Origin of the sequence: Bradyrhizobium sp. CCBAU 11357 (assembly GCF_028128865.1) — a bacterium.
GTDB lineage: Bacteria > Pseudomonadota > Alphaproteobacteria > Rhizobiales > Xanthobacteraceae > Bradyrhizobium.
Window position 1 is genome coordinate 39,357 of record NZ_LBJW01000106.1, and the last position, 14,170, is coordinate 53,526.

Genomic DNA, 14,170 nt, shown 5'->3' on the forward strand with positions numbered 1-14,170 from the left:
ACTATATGTTCGATATGTGTTCCGCAACTGCTTAATTTATGGTGAACGCAGCCAAACTCGCGGATGCGTGTGGCCGGGCAGCTCAGACGGGCAGCCGCAGCACCTCGCAAGGCGTGCCGGACTCGGCCTTCGGCGCGAACGGTGCGCGCACGAGAAGTACCTGTGCCGCAGCGAGATTCGCAAGCAGGGAGGAGTCCTGATGGCTGACGGGAAGGGCGACGCGCGTGCCGTCGTCGCGCACCTCCAGCCGCGCACGCAGATAATCCTCGCGCTGATCGTTGGCGCCGAGGTCGCGGCCCAGCACGGCGCGCTCGCGCTGATGATGAATCACTGAACGGCCCGACAGGGCGCGAATCAAGGGCACCATGAACAGGAAGGCGCATACGTATGACGACACGGGATTGCCGGGCAGGCCGATCACGCGCATCGCGCCTATCCGACCATGCATCATCGGCTTGCCGGGCCGGATCGCGATCTTCCAGAACGCCATCGCGATGCCTTCGCCCTTGAGCGCCTGCTGGACCAGATCGTGGTCGCCGACCGACGCACCGCCGGTCGTGACCAGGATGTCGGCGCCGCTCTCGCGTGCGCGGCGGATGCCGGCGGACGTGGATTCCAGCGTATCGGCGGCAATTCCGAGGTCGATGGTCTCGGCGCCCTCGCTGCGGGCAAGGGCGTGCAGGGCATAGCCATTGGAATAGACGATCTGACCGGGACCAGGCGCGGTGCCGGGCATCACCAGCTCGTCGCCGGTGGCGAGAATCGCGACCCTCGGGCGGCGGATAACGGCGAGATGAGGATGATTCATTCCGGCGGCGAGGGCGAGATCGCGCTCGGTGAGACGGATTCCCTTGCGCAGCAGCACGTCGCCTTCGCGGAAGTCCACCCCCGCAGGGCGGATGTGCCGGCCACAAATTGCGGCTTCCTTGATCGTGACATGCTTGCCGTCGGCAATTGTGTCCTCCTGGATCACGACCGCATCGGCGCCGTCGGGAACGACGCCGCCGGTGAAGATCCGCACGGCTTCGCCGGGGCCGATCCTTCCCGCGAACGGCCGACCCGCCGCGACCGCACCGACGACGGTCAGCCTGGACTCGATGGCCGCGTCGGATGCGCGCACGGCATAGCCGTCCATCGCCGACATCGCCTCCGGCGGCTGCGTGCGCCGCGCCGCGACATCGTGCGCGAGCACACGATGGTGGGCCTCGTCGAGGCAAACCATCTCTTCAGCCAGCGGCTCGGCGCCGGTCAGCACCGCGGCAAGCGCGTCAGAAACCGGCATCAGGGCCACGGGCGAACTCCTGCTGAGCACATCGGTAAATGGGCGGCGAGAGTTCTAGCCGAGTGCAGGCGTGAGGCAAAGCAGCACGCGGGATGATTTATCCTGCGTGATCGGTGGGTGGAGGAGGTCGGCTCAACTCCGCCGCGGCATGATGCGGAAGGCGAGACAGACCGGAACGAGGATAGCCATGGCAAGGACGAGAATGACGAGCGCCACGGCCAACATCGGTCAACGCTCCGTCGGATCGCCCGGACTGAAATCCGCGACGTCGGGCGCCTTGGGGCCCTGATCCTTGTCGGGCAGCGGATCGGCCTGGGATTTCAGGTCGGCGGCCTTGCTGATCAGTTTGGCGGAGAGGTCAGAATCCGAGGTGGTTCTGGCGAATTCGAGCAGGAGAGAAGCCTGCTTGGTGAGATAGGTCTTGCCCAGCACGTCGATCAGTCCAATGTAGAAGGCCCAACGGACTCATGAGTCCGAAGGGTGGTATTCCGTTCCCGGAACTCCGTATAAAAATGCACAAAGTGATTAGGTTCCTCATCTCCACCAAATTTAGCCCCTGGAACTGAGCACGGTCGGGGCTTCCTGTGGCTCAGATCCCCAGCGCTTTCAATGCGTTCCCGACGTCGCGGGGCGAGGTGACATGCACGGCGGTCAAGCCGCGTGCCCGCGCTCCCTCGATGTTCTCGGCGAGGTCATCGAAGAAGACGATGCGCTCGGCCGGCACGCCGATCGCCGCGACGACATGGTCGAAGGCCTCGGCATCCGGCTTGCGCAGGCCGATACTGGAGGACAGATACAGCTCGCGGAAATGGCCGAGCAGACCGGCATATTCCTTCGAGAAATAGTCGACGTGCGGCCGATTGGTGTTGGAGAAGGCGTAGAGCGGCATCTGCTTCGCCGCGCGCGGCAACAGTTCGGCGATATCGGGCATCTCACCGGCGAAGATCGCGTTCCAGCCTTCCAGGAACTGCGCATCCGAGATACCGATCCCGAGCGAGGATCGCAGTGAGGCGAAATAGTCCGCGTCGCTGATCTTGCCCATCTCGTGCAGCCGGTAGGCCTCGTCACGCACATAGCGCGCGACGATGGCCTCGGGCTGGCAGCCGGCATGTCCCGCCCAGCAGGCGATCGCCTTGGAGAAGTCGATGTCGAGCACCACGCGCCCGAGGTCGAACAGCAGCGCATCCGCGCTGCCGGGAGAGAGCGATGTCATGGCGTCCTTTTCACTTCAGTATGGCACGTCAGTAACGATAGGGCTCGTGGTCGAACAGCGGGAACGCGCTGAACACGCTGGGCGCGTTGGTGGCGGTCGCCGGATGCAGGCAGGATTTGTCGATCTCGGCGAATGAGGTGGCGCCCAGGAGGCCGAGGCAGCGCAGCACCTCGTCTTCGAGCAGCTCCAGCATCCGCGCGACGCCGGCTTCGCCGGCTGCCGCCAGCGCCCAGCATTGCAGCCGGCCGATGCCGACGAGGTCGGCGCCGGCCGCGATCGCCTTGACGATGTCGGTGCCGCGGCAGAAGCCGCCGTCGACCATGATCTTGGCGCGGCCCTTCACGGCGTCGACGATCTCCGGCAGCACGTGCATGGTACCGAGGCCGTGGTCGAGCTGGCGGCCGCCATGATTGGAGACGTAGATCCACTCGACGCCGTGATCGAGCGCGATCTGCGCGTCCTCGGCGGTGGCGATGCCCTTGAGGATCAGCGGAATTTTGTACTTGTCCTTGATCATCTTCACGGTCCGCCACTCCAGGCCCTTCTGGAAATCGCCGCCGGTGGCGCGCAGGCGGCTCTCGCGAACGTAGCGCTTGGCGATGTCACGTTCACGTCGGCTGTAATGGGCGGTGTCGACGGTCAGACAGAAGGCGGCATAAGTGTTCTTCTCGGCCCGGCTGACGACGTCGGCGACGAAGGCATCGTCGCCGCGGACATAGAGCTGATAGAGACGCAGCGCATCGGGGGCAGCCTCGGCGGTCATCTCCAGACCGGGCTCGGACACCGAGCTCAGCATGTGCGCCGCGCCGAACGTGCCTGCAGCGCGCGCGACGCTCGCCGCGCCATCCGGATCGAAGATTTCGAGTGCGCCGACGGGAGCCAGCACCACCGGCAGGCGCATCTTGCGGCCGAACTGCTCGACGCTGCCATCGACCTTGCGCACGTCGCGCAGCACGCGCGGGCGGAAGGCGATCTCGTCGAGCGCCATGCGGTTGCGCCGCATCGTGGTCTCGGTCTCGGCGGCGCCGACGATGTAGTCCCAGGCGTTCTGGTTGAGGTTGGCGCGCGCCTTCCGGACGAACTCGTGCAGATTCTGGAACGGCTCCTCGCTGGCACCGAGTTCGACGTTCCGTTCCGGCCGGATGCGGGGCGCTTCATTCATTGTTGTCCTCCCGAGAATTTGAAGTCTTATCGCCATCGCCTATCGTGTCCGGCCCTCCAAAACCATCCTAAAATCGCATAGCTGCGAGGCGTGGGCGGCCCGACCGGTGTCGTCTTGCGTAGAAACAGTTTCGGAACGTTGCCAAAAGTTTAGGCCAAGGCGAAGGGATTTCTTCGGTCTACCCGCCGGCGTGGCCTCCCGGCCTTGAAGAAACCAGAATGGTATTGTGAGAGATGGGCTGGATCGCCATTTGCATGGCGCCTCCCTGCCTCAAGAGAACCGCCAAGCAAAAGGCACCCTGATCCATGCGGAAATCCCTGCTGTTCCCCCTGGGCGCGCTCACCGGAGCGTGTCTGACCCTTCTGGTAGCCAGCCCGCAGGGCGGCGTATGGGCGGCGCGGGCGGCAGTGAGCGCGGATGATGCCTATGCCCAGCTCAATCTGTTCGGCGCGGTGTTCGAGCGGGTCAAGGCCAGCTATGTCGAGAAGCCCGACAATGCCAAGCTGATCGAGGGGGCGATCACCGGCATGGTGACCTCGCTCGACCCGCATTCGCGCTACATGAATGCCAAGGCCTGGACTGAGATGCAGGAGACCACCTCCGGCGAGTTCGGCGGCCTCGGTATCGAGGTCACGATGGAGGATGGCCTCGTCAAGGTCGTCTCGCCGATCGACGACACGCCGGCTTCGAAGGCCGGCATCATGTCCGGCGATCTCATCAGCAAGATCGACGGCGAGGCCGTGCAGGGCATGACGCTCGAGCAGGCGGTCAACAAGATGAAGGGGCCGGTCGACACCAAGACCAAGCTCACCATCATCCGCAAGGGCGCGGATGCGCCGCTCGACGTTGCGATCACGCGTGAGATCATCCATGTGCGCCCCGTGCGCTTCCACGTCGAGAACGGCGACATCGGCTATATTCGCATCACCTCGTTCAACGAGCAGACCACCGATGGCCTGAAGAAGGCGATCGCGTCGGTCTCCAAGCAGGTCCCGCAGGAGAAACTCGCCGGCTATGTGGTGGACCTGCGCAACAATCCGGGCGGCCTGCTCGATCAGGCCGTGTCGGTGTCGAGCGCCTTCCTGCAGCGCGGCGAGGTCGTCTCGACCCGCGGCCGCTCTCCGGAAGAGACGCAGCGCTTCACCGCCCGTGGCGGCGACCTCACCAAGGGCAAGCCGCTGGTGGTGCTGGTCAACGGCGGCTCGGCCTCGGCCTCCGAGATCGTCGCCGGCGCACTGCATGATCACAAGCGCGCGACGATCATTGGCACGCGCTCGTTCGGCAAGGGCTCGGTGCAGACCATCATTCCGCTCGGCGCCGACCACGGCGCGCTGGCGCTGACCACGGCACGCTACTACACGCCGTCGGGCCGCTCGATTCAGGCCCAGGGCATCGCGCCCGACATCGAGATCCTCCAGGACGTGCCGCCCGAGCTGAAGGGGCGGATGGACACCATGGCGGAGTCCCAGATGCGCGGCCATCTGTCGGCGGCCGACGGCAGCGAGCAGACCGGATCGCAGTCCTACGTTCCGCCGGAAGAGAAGGACGACAAGGCCCTGCACGCGGCCTACGATTTCCTCCACGGCGTCACCGCGAATGCCGTCGCCGCCAAGCCTGCGACGAAGGCTGCAGTGCCGAACTAGATCTTACGACCTCTACAGATAATGGATCGCCCGGGAGCGGATGACCGCTTCCGGGCGATTTCGTTTGCAGCGCCGTCTCGAAGATCTAGCCGACCTCGCGGCGGCGGCTCTCGCTGCCGTCGCGTCGGGCGAGCCGGCTGCGGTGCAGCGCGAACAGCTCCAGCATCTTGCCGGCGGGCTTGGCGGCGCTGAACAGATAGCCCTGCATCTCGGAGCAGCCGAGCGTGCGCAGCAGACGCTGCTGCTCCTCGGTCTCGACGCCCTCGGCCGTCGTGGTCATGCGGCGGGCGGTCGCCAGGTTGACGACAGCCTGAACGATGCTGGCGGAGCCGTCGGGGCGGGCGATGTCCTCGACGAAGCAGCGGTCGATCTTGATCTTGTCGAACGGGAAGCGGTGCAGATAGCTCAGCGACGAGTAGCCGGTGCCGAAATCGTCGAGTGCGATGCGTATGCCGATGGCGCGGAGCTGGTGCAGGATCGCGAGCGCGGCATCGTCGTCGCGGATCAGGACCGCCTCGGTGATCTCGAGCTCGAGCCGGCTCGCCGGCAGGTTCGACGCGGCGAGCGCCGCCATGATCTTCAGCGCCAGCGTGCTGCTCTTGAACTGCACCGGCGAGACGTTGACGGCGAGGCGGATGTCGTCGGGCCAGCTTGCTGCGTCCCGGCACGCGGTCGCCAGCACCCATTCCCCGATTTCGTTGATCAGGCCGGTGTCTTCGGCGATCGGGATGAAATCGGCCGGCGAGACCCAGCCGCGCTCGGGATGGCGCCAGCGCACCAACGCCTCGCAGCCGGTGATGCGGTCGTCCTTCAGGCCGAGGCAGGGCTGGTAATAGACCTCGAGCCCGCCTTCGCGACCTGCTTGCGCGATGGCGTGGCGCAGGTCGCCCTCGAGCTGGCGGCGTTCGCGGACCTTGGCGTCCATGTCCGGCTCGAAGAAGCGGTAGGTGTGGCGTCCGGCGGACTTGGCCGCGTACATTGCCATGTCCGCATTCTTCAGGATCTGGTCGAGCGCCGTGCCGTGCTCCGGCGCGAGCGCGATACCGATGCTGGCGTCGCTGGTGAGATGATGGCCCATGCAGTCGAAAGGTGTGCGGATGGTGTCGAAGACGCGCGCGACGAGCTCGTTGACCTGATCCAACGACGTCACCGCGCCCTGCACGATGGCAAATTCGTCGCCGCCGAGTCGTGCCACGAAGTCCTCCGGACCCGCACAGCGGCGGAGGTTCGCCGCGATCGATTTCAACAGCTCGTCGCCGACGAGATGGCCGAGCGCGTCGTTGACGCCCTTGAACTCGTCGATGTCGATGTAATGGACCGCGATCTGCTCGCCGTCGCCGACCGCAGCCAGCTCTTGCCGCAAATGCTCGTGGAACATGGCGCGGTTGGGCAGGTCCGTCAGCGCGTCGTAATGGGCGAGGTGGGTGATGCGCTCCTCGATGCGACGGCGCTCCGTGACGTCCTCATGGGTCACCACCCAGCCGCCATCCGCGAGCGGTTCGTTGAGGATGTGGATCGAGCGGCCATCGGCGGTATCGACCACCATGGAGTTGCGGAGATGGATGTCCTTCAGGACGCGCGCGACGTAGGCGTCGACGTCGCCGGTGAACGAGCCGGTTGTCTTGCGATGGGCGATGATGTCGCGGAAGCTTGAGCCGGGCTTCACGACCTCGGCCGACAAACCGTACATCTCGATGTAGCGCTGGTTGCAGACGATGAGCCGCTGCCCGGCGTCGAACAGCAGGAGGCCCTGCGTCATGTTGTTGACGGCACGGTCCAGCCGCTGCTTTTCCAGCGTCAGCCGTTCGCGCGAAACGCGGTGCTGCTCCAGCAGCTTGCGCACGACGGCAATCAGCACGCCTGCAATCGCGAGCGCGGAAGAGGCCGCGACCGAGATCAGAATGCCGATCTGCTCGCGCCAATCCGCCAGGGCCGCCGCGCGCGTGGTGGTGGCCATCATCAGGATCGGGAAGTGGGGCAGCACATGGGAGGAGATCAGCCGGTCCTCACCGTCGATGGGGCTGTTGACGCGGCCGGCGAAATGATCGAGGCCGAACACCCTCTGATGCTCGAAAGGACCGGTCTTGAAGTTTCGTCCCATCAATTCGCCGGAATGCGGATAGCGGGCGAGCAGCGTGCCGTCGCGATGCAGCATCGAGATCGTCGCGCCTTCGCCGAGCACGACGGAGGCGAAGAATTTTTCGAAATTGGCGGGCTCGATGCCGCGTCCGACCATACCGAGGAACTCGCCGCGTGGTCCGACGACCCTCCGCGCCACCAGAATGGTCCATGCGCCGGAGATGCGGCTGTGCAGCGGCTCGATCAGGACATCAGGCGCATAGGGATCGTACTTGAAGGTGCGGAAGTAGGCGCGATCGGCAACATTCACCTTTGGGGCCGGCCATGCCGTCGACGAATTGATCAGATTGCCTTCGGCATCGATGATGTTGACGCCGCCCATATAGGGCAGCGCCTCGATCTTCGACCGCAGCATCCGGTGCACGTCCTCGCCCCCGAGGCGCTTGCGATAGTCCTCTCCAGTCGCAATTCCGGTGGTGCGGACGTGGTCGACGAAATCCTTCTGGATGACCGCGAAGTCCTGCAATTGCTGATCGAAATGATGAGCGAGCAGCAGCACGGTGTTTTCCAGCTCGCGGCTGGAATTGCGCAGCGCCCGCTCGCGGAAGTTCTGCGCCATCAGCACCGAGCCTATGGCGATGGCCGCGATCAGCAGCGTGCCGCCCACCACCAGCCAGCGGATCGGTCCGCTGCGCACGAAGACCTGGTCAAAGAGACGACTGCCGAATTTCATCTTCATGCTGGATCGTTGCCGCGCACACGTCAGGATCAATTCATGAGCCTGAGAACACCCGTTGGTTTACGGGGACGGTGTGGAGGTTAAGTTAGGAAGCGCGGTTAACGAGACGTGAACGGTCGCGCGCAAAAGCAATCCATGCGCGCGCCGTGAAAGCCACGCGTCAACGCAAGCCCGCTTCAGACGCGGTAATGGCCGGATTTCCCGCCGAGCTTCTCGACGAGATGGATGCCCTCGATGCGAACGCCGCGCTCGACTGCCTTGATCATGTCGTAGATGGTGAGGCAGGCGACCGATACCGCCGTGAGCGCCTCCATCTCGACGCCGGTCGGTCCCGTCACCTTCACGCTGGCCCGCACCACGCAGCCCGGCAGCTTTGCGTCAGGCTCGATGTCGACAATGACCTTCGACAGCGCGAGCGGATGACAGAGCGGGATCAGCTCCGAGGTGCGCTTGGCGGCCATGATGCCGGCGATGCGCGCGGTGCCGAGCACGTCGCCTTTCTTGGCGTTGCCGGACACGATCAGATCGAGCGTCGTCTTGGTCATGACGACGCGTCCCTCGGCGACCGCAAGCCGCTCTGTCGCGGGCTTGTCCGAGACGTCGACCATCCGCGCCTCGCCGGAGGCGCCGATATGGGTGAGGGCGGGGCCGGCCTTGGCTTTGGCCTGCTTCGTCTTGGCTGACCTGGTCTTTGCTGGCTTGCGCGCCATGTCAGCGCGTGCCCGCCGCGCGCGCCGTCGCCTCGCGCGCGAGCAGCGCGCGTGTTGCCGCCGTGACGTCGGCCTGCCGCATCAGGCTTTCGCCGACCAGGAAGGTCGACATGCCGACGCGCTCCAGCCGGGCGAGGTCTTCTTGCGTGAAGATGCCGCTCTCGCCGACCATCAGCCGATCCGCGGGGATCAGCGGCGCCAGCGCCTCGCTGGTCGCCAGCGTGGTCTCGAAGGTGCGCAAATTGCGGTTGTTGACCCCGATCATCGGCGACCGCAGCTTCAGCGCCCGGTCGAGCTCGGCGCGGTCGTGGATCTCGATCAAGACGTCCATGCCATGGGCGATGGCGGCGTCCTCGAGCTCCCTGGCGGCGGCGTCATCGAGCGCCGCCATGATGATCAGGATGCAGTCGGCGCCGTGTGCGCGCGCTTCGACCACCTGGTAGGGATCGAACAAGAAATCCTTGCGCAGCACGGGGAGCGAGGTTGCTTCGCGCGCGGCCACCATGAAGTCGAGATGGCCCTGGAACGAGGGCGTGTCGGTCAACACCGACAGGCAGGCTGCGCCGCCCGCCTCATAGGCCTTTGCGAGTGCCGGCGGGTCGAAATCGGCGCGAATGAGACCCTTGGAGGGCGAGGCCTTCTTGATCTCGGCGATCAGCGCGTAGCCGCCCTTGGCGTGCTTGGCCTTGATCGCGCGCAGGAAACCGCGCGGCGCGGAGGCGGCCTGGGCTTGCGCCTCGACAGTGGTGAGCGGCCGCGCGCGCTTCGCCGCCTCGATCTCCTCGCGCTTGTAGGTCTCGATCTTGGTCAGGATGTCGGACATGCGGGAGTTCAACTGTTGGAGACCGCGACCAGGTGCTTCAGCTTCGCGTTGGCCGCGCCGCTGTCGATCGAGCGGACGCCGATCGCGACGCCTTCCTTGAGGTCCTTGGCGCGGCCGGCCACGACCAGCGCGGCGGCGGCGTTGATCAGCGCCACGTCGCGATAGGGGCTCTGCTTGCCGTCGAGCACGCTCTGCAACGCGATCGCATTGGCGTCGGCGTCACCGCCTTTGAGCGCACCAGCCTCGCAACGCGAGAGCCCGGCTTCCTCCGGCGTCACCTCGAAATTCCGGATTTCGCCGTTGTGGAGAGCGGAGACGAAGGTCGGGCCGGTGAGGGTGATCTCGTCGAGACCGTCGGAGCCGTGCACCACCCAGGCGGAGTCGGAGCCGAGGTTCTTGAGCACCTGCGCCAGCGGCTGCACCCATTGCCGTGAGAACACGCCGACCATCTGCCGCTTCACGCCGGCCGGGTTGGACAGGGGGCCGAGCAGGTTGAAGATCGTACGCGTGGCAAGCTCGACGCGGGTCGGGCCGACGTTCTTCATGGCTGGATGGTGGGCGGGGGCGAACATGAAGCCGATGCCGCATTCGCGCACGCAGCGGCCGACCTGCCCCGGCTTGAGATCGATCTTCACCCCGAGCGAGGCCAGCACGTCGGCGGCGCCCGAGCGCGACGACAGCGCGCGGTTGCCGTGCTTGGCCACCGGCACGCCGGCGCCCGAGACGATGAAGGACGCGCAGGTCGAGACGTTGACCGAGCCGGAGCCGTCGCCGCCTGTGCCGACGATGTCGACCGCCTCGGGCGGCGCCTGCACGGTCAGCATCTTCGAGCGCATCGCCGCGACCGCGCCGGTGATCTCGTCCACGGTCTCGCCGCGCACCCGCAGCGCCATCAGGAGCCCGCCCATCTGCGAGGGCGTGGCCTCGCCGCTCATCATGGCATCGAAGGCGGAAGCGGCTTCGTCACGCGACAGGCTGGCGCCGGTCGCCACTTTTCCAATGATCGATTTCAGGTCGTCCATCGCGTGCTTTCAACTCACTGGTTCGCGCCGGTCACCTGCGCGAAGGCGGCCTGATTAATGGTGGTCCCGATGTCGGTTTCAAGCTTGTTGACGTAGGAAGCGACCTGCTCCTCGGTCTGGGCGCGGTCGAGGCTCTCCTTCAGCTTCTTGACCGCGTCCGAGGCGAAGTCGACCGCGGGATCGATGATCTCGGTGACGCGAAACACGATCATCTCGCTGCCGCCGCTCACGGCCGTCTGTCCGATGCCGTCCTTGGCGGTGCGGAAGGCCGCCGCCACGACGGTGCCGGGCACCCCGGCGGGCGAGTCGTCGCGCTTGAAGCCGGTCGCGGTCTCGACCTTGGTGCCAACCGCGGCCGCCTCGTCGGCGAGCTTGCCGCCCGCTTCGAGCTTCTGCACCATCTCGGTCGCCTTGGCCTTCAGCTTGGTCGCGATCTGGTCCTGGCGCCAGCGCGCCTCGACCTGGTCGCGGACCTCGTCGAGATTGCGGTCGCGCGAGGGCGTGATGGCGAGCACGTCGTACCAGACATAACCACCCTTGAACGAGATCGCGTCGTTGTCGACGCCGACGTCGGTGTTGAAGGCCTGCGACACCACGTCGAGGCCTTGCGGGATATTGGCGATCGGCTGGCCGTTCGGGGCGCGGCCGGAGCGGTCGACGGCTTCGATGGTCACGGCGGTGAGGCCGAGCTTCTGCGCCGCGTCGATGACGCTGGAGCCGCCGCCGCGCTCGTCCTCCATCTTGTCGCGGAGATCGGCGACCTTGACTCGGGCGCGCTCAGTCGCGATCTCGCGCTTGATGTCGCCGGCGAGCTTGGCGTAATCGGCCTCATTGCCCGGCTCGATCTTGTCGACCTTGACGATCGAGGTGCCGAGGGCGCCCTGAATCGGCTGGCTGATCTCACCGGCCGGAAGCGCGAAGGCAGCAGTCCCGACCGCAGGATCGAGCGCCGACTTGGTCACCAGTCCAAGATCGACGTCGGAAGCGCTGAGACCGCGCTCCTTGCCGAGGTCCTCGAACGACATGCCGCCGGCGAGGCGCTCGCGTGCCGCCTTGGCCTCGGCCTCGTTGGGAAACACGATCTGGTGGATCTGGCGCTTCTCCGGCGTGCCGAGCCGGTCCTTGCGCTGCTCGAACATCTTCTTGGCGTCCTCATCGGAGACCTCGGTCCATTTGCCGATTTCTTCCGGCGAGATCACGACGAAGGCGATCTTGCGATATTCGGGCGCGCGGAACTGGACCTTGTGGTCCTCGAAATAGGTCGCGAGGGCTTCGGGCGAGGGCGCCTCGATGGTGCCGGCCTGCGCAGCATCGAGCTTGACGAATTCAATGGCGCGCTGCTCGTTCTGGAACCGCGTCAGCACGTCGATCATGGCCTTGGGCGGCTCGAGGCCGGCACCGACCGTGCCGGTGATCTGCCGGCGCAGCGACACCTTGCGCTGCTCGGCGACATAGCGCTGTTCGGTGTAGCCGAAGTTGCGGATCAAGGCCTGGAAGCGGTTCGCGTCGAAATTGCCGCCGACGCCCTTGAAGTTGGGATCGTTCATGATGAGCTGGCGGATCTGCTCGTCGGACTGGCCAAGTCCGAGCCGGCGCGCCTCTTCGTCGAGAGCGGCTTCAGCGATCGTCTGCTGCAGCACCTGGCGATCCAGGCCGAAGGCGCGCGCCTGGTCGGGCGTCAGCGGGCGGCCGAACTGGCGGCTGATCTGCTGCAGGCGGTCGGTGTAGATCTGGCGGAACTCGTTGAGCGAAATTTCCGTGCGTCCGATCTTGGCGACCGTGGACTGGCCAAAGCCCTTGAAGATGTCGGCGATGCCCCAAATGCCGAAACTGACGATCAACACGCCCATCACCACGGCCATAATGGTCTTGCCGAGCCAGTTCGATGAGGCCTTGCGCATTCCTCGGAGCATTTGGTCCAACTTGTTTGGTCAGGAGGGGAACGGGAGCGCGTCTTAATGCAGATTCCGCAAAAGCGCGTCACCAAATTGATAGATCATCATAAAGTGGCGGCTTTCCCCCCGCAACCTCGCCTCATGCGACGGCGAGAAGCTGCGGTTAAGAGTCCCTGGTCTCTGGAACTGCGGCAGGTCCTCTGCTAGCGCATGAGCAAACCCCGTATCGCTGGAAACTGACATGACCGACGCCATCCGACCGCTGATCGCCGGCAATTGGAAAATGAACGGCCTGAAGGCCCAGGCTGCCGAATTCGACGCCATGCTCAACGGCGCGGCAGACGTGGCTGGCAAGGCCGACCTGCTGATCTGCCCCCCGGCGACCCTGATTGCGGCGTTCGCCGAGAAGGCGCGCGGCAGGAAAGTCGCGGTCGGGGCCCAGGACTGCCACCCCAAGGCTTCCGGCGCCCATACCGGCGATATCTCTGCCGAAATGCTCGCGGATGCGGGCGCAACCGCCATCATTGTCGGCCATTCCGAGCGCCGCGCCGACCACGGCGAGGGTGACGCGCTGATCCGGCAGAAGGCCGAGGCGGCCTGGCGCGCCGGGGCCATTGCGATCGTCTGCATCGGCGAAACGCAGGGCCAACGCGATGCGGGTCAGACCCTGGACGTCCTGCGCGGCCAGCTCCAGGGCTCGCTCCCAATTGCCTCCACCGCCGCCAATCTGGTCGTGGCCTATGAACCGGTCTGGGCGATCGGCACGGGCCTGACCCCCACGGCCCAGGATGTCGAGCAGATTCATGGCTTTATCCGGGAGTTCCTGATCTCCAGGTTCAAGGGCGAGGGGGCCAGGATGCGGATTCTCTACGGCGGCTCGGTCAAGCCCTCGAACGCAGCCGAGCTGATGGCGGTGAAAAACGTCAACGGTGCCCTGGTCGGCGGCGCCAGCCTGAAAGCGGCCGATTTCCTTGCCATAGCCAAAGGCTGTCCTAACTAAGCGCTGCCAACCCGAACCGTGGGTCCGGGCCCGATCGGGGGTGGCATTGCCACCTCCGATCGTGTAACACCGCGCAACTTCAGGAAAACCCGCGAAGCGCGATCGGCCGCCGTCAGGCGCCGCCCGCTTGTGACGGAAGGATATCATGCAGACCGTTGTCATCGTCATCCACCTCATGATCGTCGCCGTCATGATCGGTGCCGTCCTGCTCCAGAAGTCGGAAGGCGGCGGCCTCGGCATGGGCGGCGGCGCGGGCTTCATGTCGAGCCGCGGCACGGCGAACCTTCTGACGCGGACCACGGCGATCCTCGCCGTCGGCTTCTTCCTCACCAGCCTGTTCCTGTCCTGGTATGCCGGTTACGACCGCAAGCCGTCGTCGATCATCGGCCAGCCCGCGCAGACCCAGCCGGCCGGCGGATCGCCGATCGCGCCGCCGACCTCGGGCGGCATCCTGGATTCGCTGAAGAAGGCCGACGAGCAGCAGCAGGCACCGGCTCCGACCGGTCCTCAGGTGCCACGCTCGCAATAAAGCAGGGGGGCCATGCAGGGCGATGGCTACCGTCCTGCATCAACAATCCCCATCAAGGCACTGTCACCACTCT

At 65.7% G+C, this 14,170-nt stretch carries 12 protein-coding genes; 3 read left to right on the top strand and 9 right to left on the bottom strand.

The genetic code is table 11. The annotated features are described in order from the left end of the window. Positions 1-82: 82 nt before the first annotated feature. The 4 genes from XI05_RS24290 to XI05_RS24305 all read right to left on the bottom strand — a co-directional run bounded on the left by XI05_RS24290 (position 83) and on the right by XI05_RS24305 (position 3,657). Positions 83-1,291 (bottom strand): molybdopterin molybdotransferase MoeA, encoded by a 1,209-nt coding sequence (locus XI05_RS24290; protein WP_271506500.1) that lies wholly within the window; start codon positions 1,289-1,291, stop codon positions 83-85. 219 nt (positions 1,292-1,510) lie between these two features. After that, positions 1,511-1,714 carry a hypothetical protein gene (locus tag XI05_RS24295; protein ID WP_128265692.1) on the bottom strand — a complete coding sequence of 68 codons (204 nt, stop codon included), beginning with the start codon at positions 1,712-1,714 and terminating at the stop codon, positions 1,511-1,513. A 157-nt stretch (positions 1,715-1,871) separates the two neighbouring features. Beyond that, positions 1,872-2,495: an HAD family hydrolase gene (locus XI05_RS24300; protein ID WP_271506502.1), complete on the bottom strand. Its 624-nt coding sequence runs from the start codon at positions 2,493-2,495 to the stop codon at positions 1,872-1,874. 28 nt (positions 2,496-2,523) lie between these two features. Then, complete coding sequence (locus XI05_RS24305) at positions 2,524-3,657, bottom strand: alpha-hydroxy acid oxidase (protein ID WP_271506504.1); 1,134 nt, start codon at positions 3,655-3,657, stop codon at positions 2,524-2,526. A gap of 305 nt (positions 3,658-3,962) precedes the next feature. Here XI05_RS24305 and XI05_RS24310 point away from each other — a divergent pair, with 305 nt between their 5' ends. Further along, positions 3,963-5,300 (top strand): S41 family peptidase, encoded by a 1,338-nt coding sequence (locus XI05_RS24310; protein ID WP_271506506.1) that lies wholly within the window; start codon positions 3,963-3,965, stop codon positions 5,298-5,300. A gap of 85 nt (positions 5,301-5,385) precedes the next feature. On the opposite strand, the gene XI05_RS24315 is transcribed toward XI05_RS24310, so the two are convergent. From XI05_RS24315 to XI05_RS24335, 5 genes are all read right to left on the bottom strand, one after another. Continuing rightward, a complete protein-coding gene (locus tag XI05_RS24315; RefSeq protein WP_271506509.1) occupies positions 5,386-8,118 on the bottom strand; it encodes a bifunctional diguanylate cyclase/phosphodiesterase in 2,733 nt (910 codons plus the stop codon). Positions 8,119-8,294: 176 nt separating this feature from the next. Beyond that, a complete protein-coding gene (gene moaC / locus XI05_RS24320; protein WP_271506510.1) occupies positions 8,295-8,828 on the bottom strand; it encodes a cyclic pyranopterin monophosphate synthase MoaC in 534 nt (177 codons plus the stop codon). Position 8,829: 1 nt separating this feature from the next. Then, the gene (gene trpC / locus XI05_RS24325) at positions 8,830-9,651 is read right to left on the bottom strand and encodes an indole-3-glycerol phosphate synthase TrpC (RefSeq protein WP_271506511.1); all 822 of its coding nucleotides are present in this window, start codon (positions 9,649-9,651) and stop codon (positions 8,830-8,832) included. Between the two features lie 8 nt (positions 9,652-9,659). Further along, positions 9,660-10,673 (bottom strand): anthranilate phosphoribosyltransferase, encoded by a 1,014-nt coding sequence (gene trpD, locus XI05_RS24330; RefSeq protein WP_271506513.1) that lies wholly within the window; start codon positions 10,671-10,673, stop codon positions 9,660-9,662. Between the two features lie 14 nt (positions 10,674-10,687). Further along, on the bottom strand, positions 10,688-12,586 hold the full coding sequence (locus XI05_RS24335; protein ID WP_271506515.1) for a SurA N-terminal domain-containing protein: 1,899 nt from the start codon (positions 12,584-12,586) through the stop codon (positions 10,688-10,690). 223 nt (positions 12,587-12,809) lie between these two features. On the opposite strand from XI05_RS24335, the gene tpiA reads away from it, so the two are divergent. Beyond that, a complete protein-coding gene (gene tpiA / locus XI05_RS24340) occupies positions 12,810-13,568 on the top strand; it encodes a triose-phosphate isomerase (RefSeq protein WP_271506518.1) in 759 nt (252 codons plus the stop codon). A gap of 145 nt (positions 13,569-13,713) precedes the next feature. Further along, positions 13,714-14,097, top strand: coding sequence for a preprotein translocase subunit SecG (secG, locus tag XI05_RS24345; protein ID WP_172783619.1), 384 nt, complete (start codon positions 13,714-13,716; stop codon positions 14,095-14,097). The last annotated feature ends 73 nt before the right edge of the window (positions 14,098-14,170 follow it).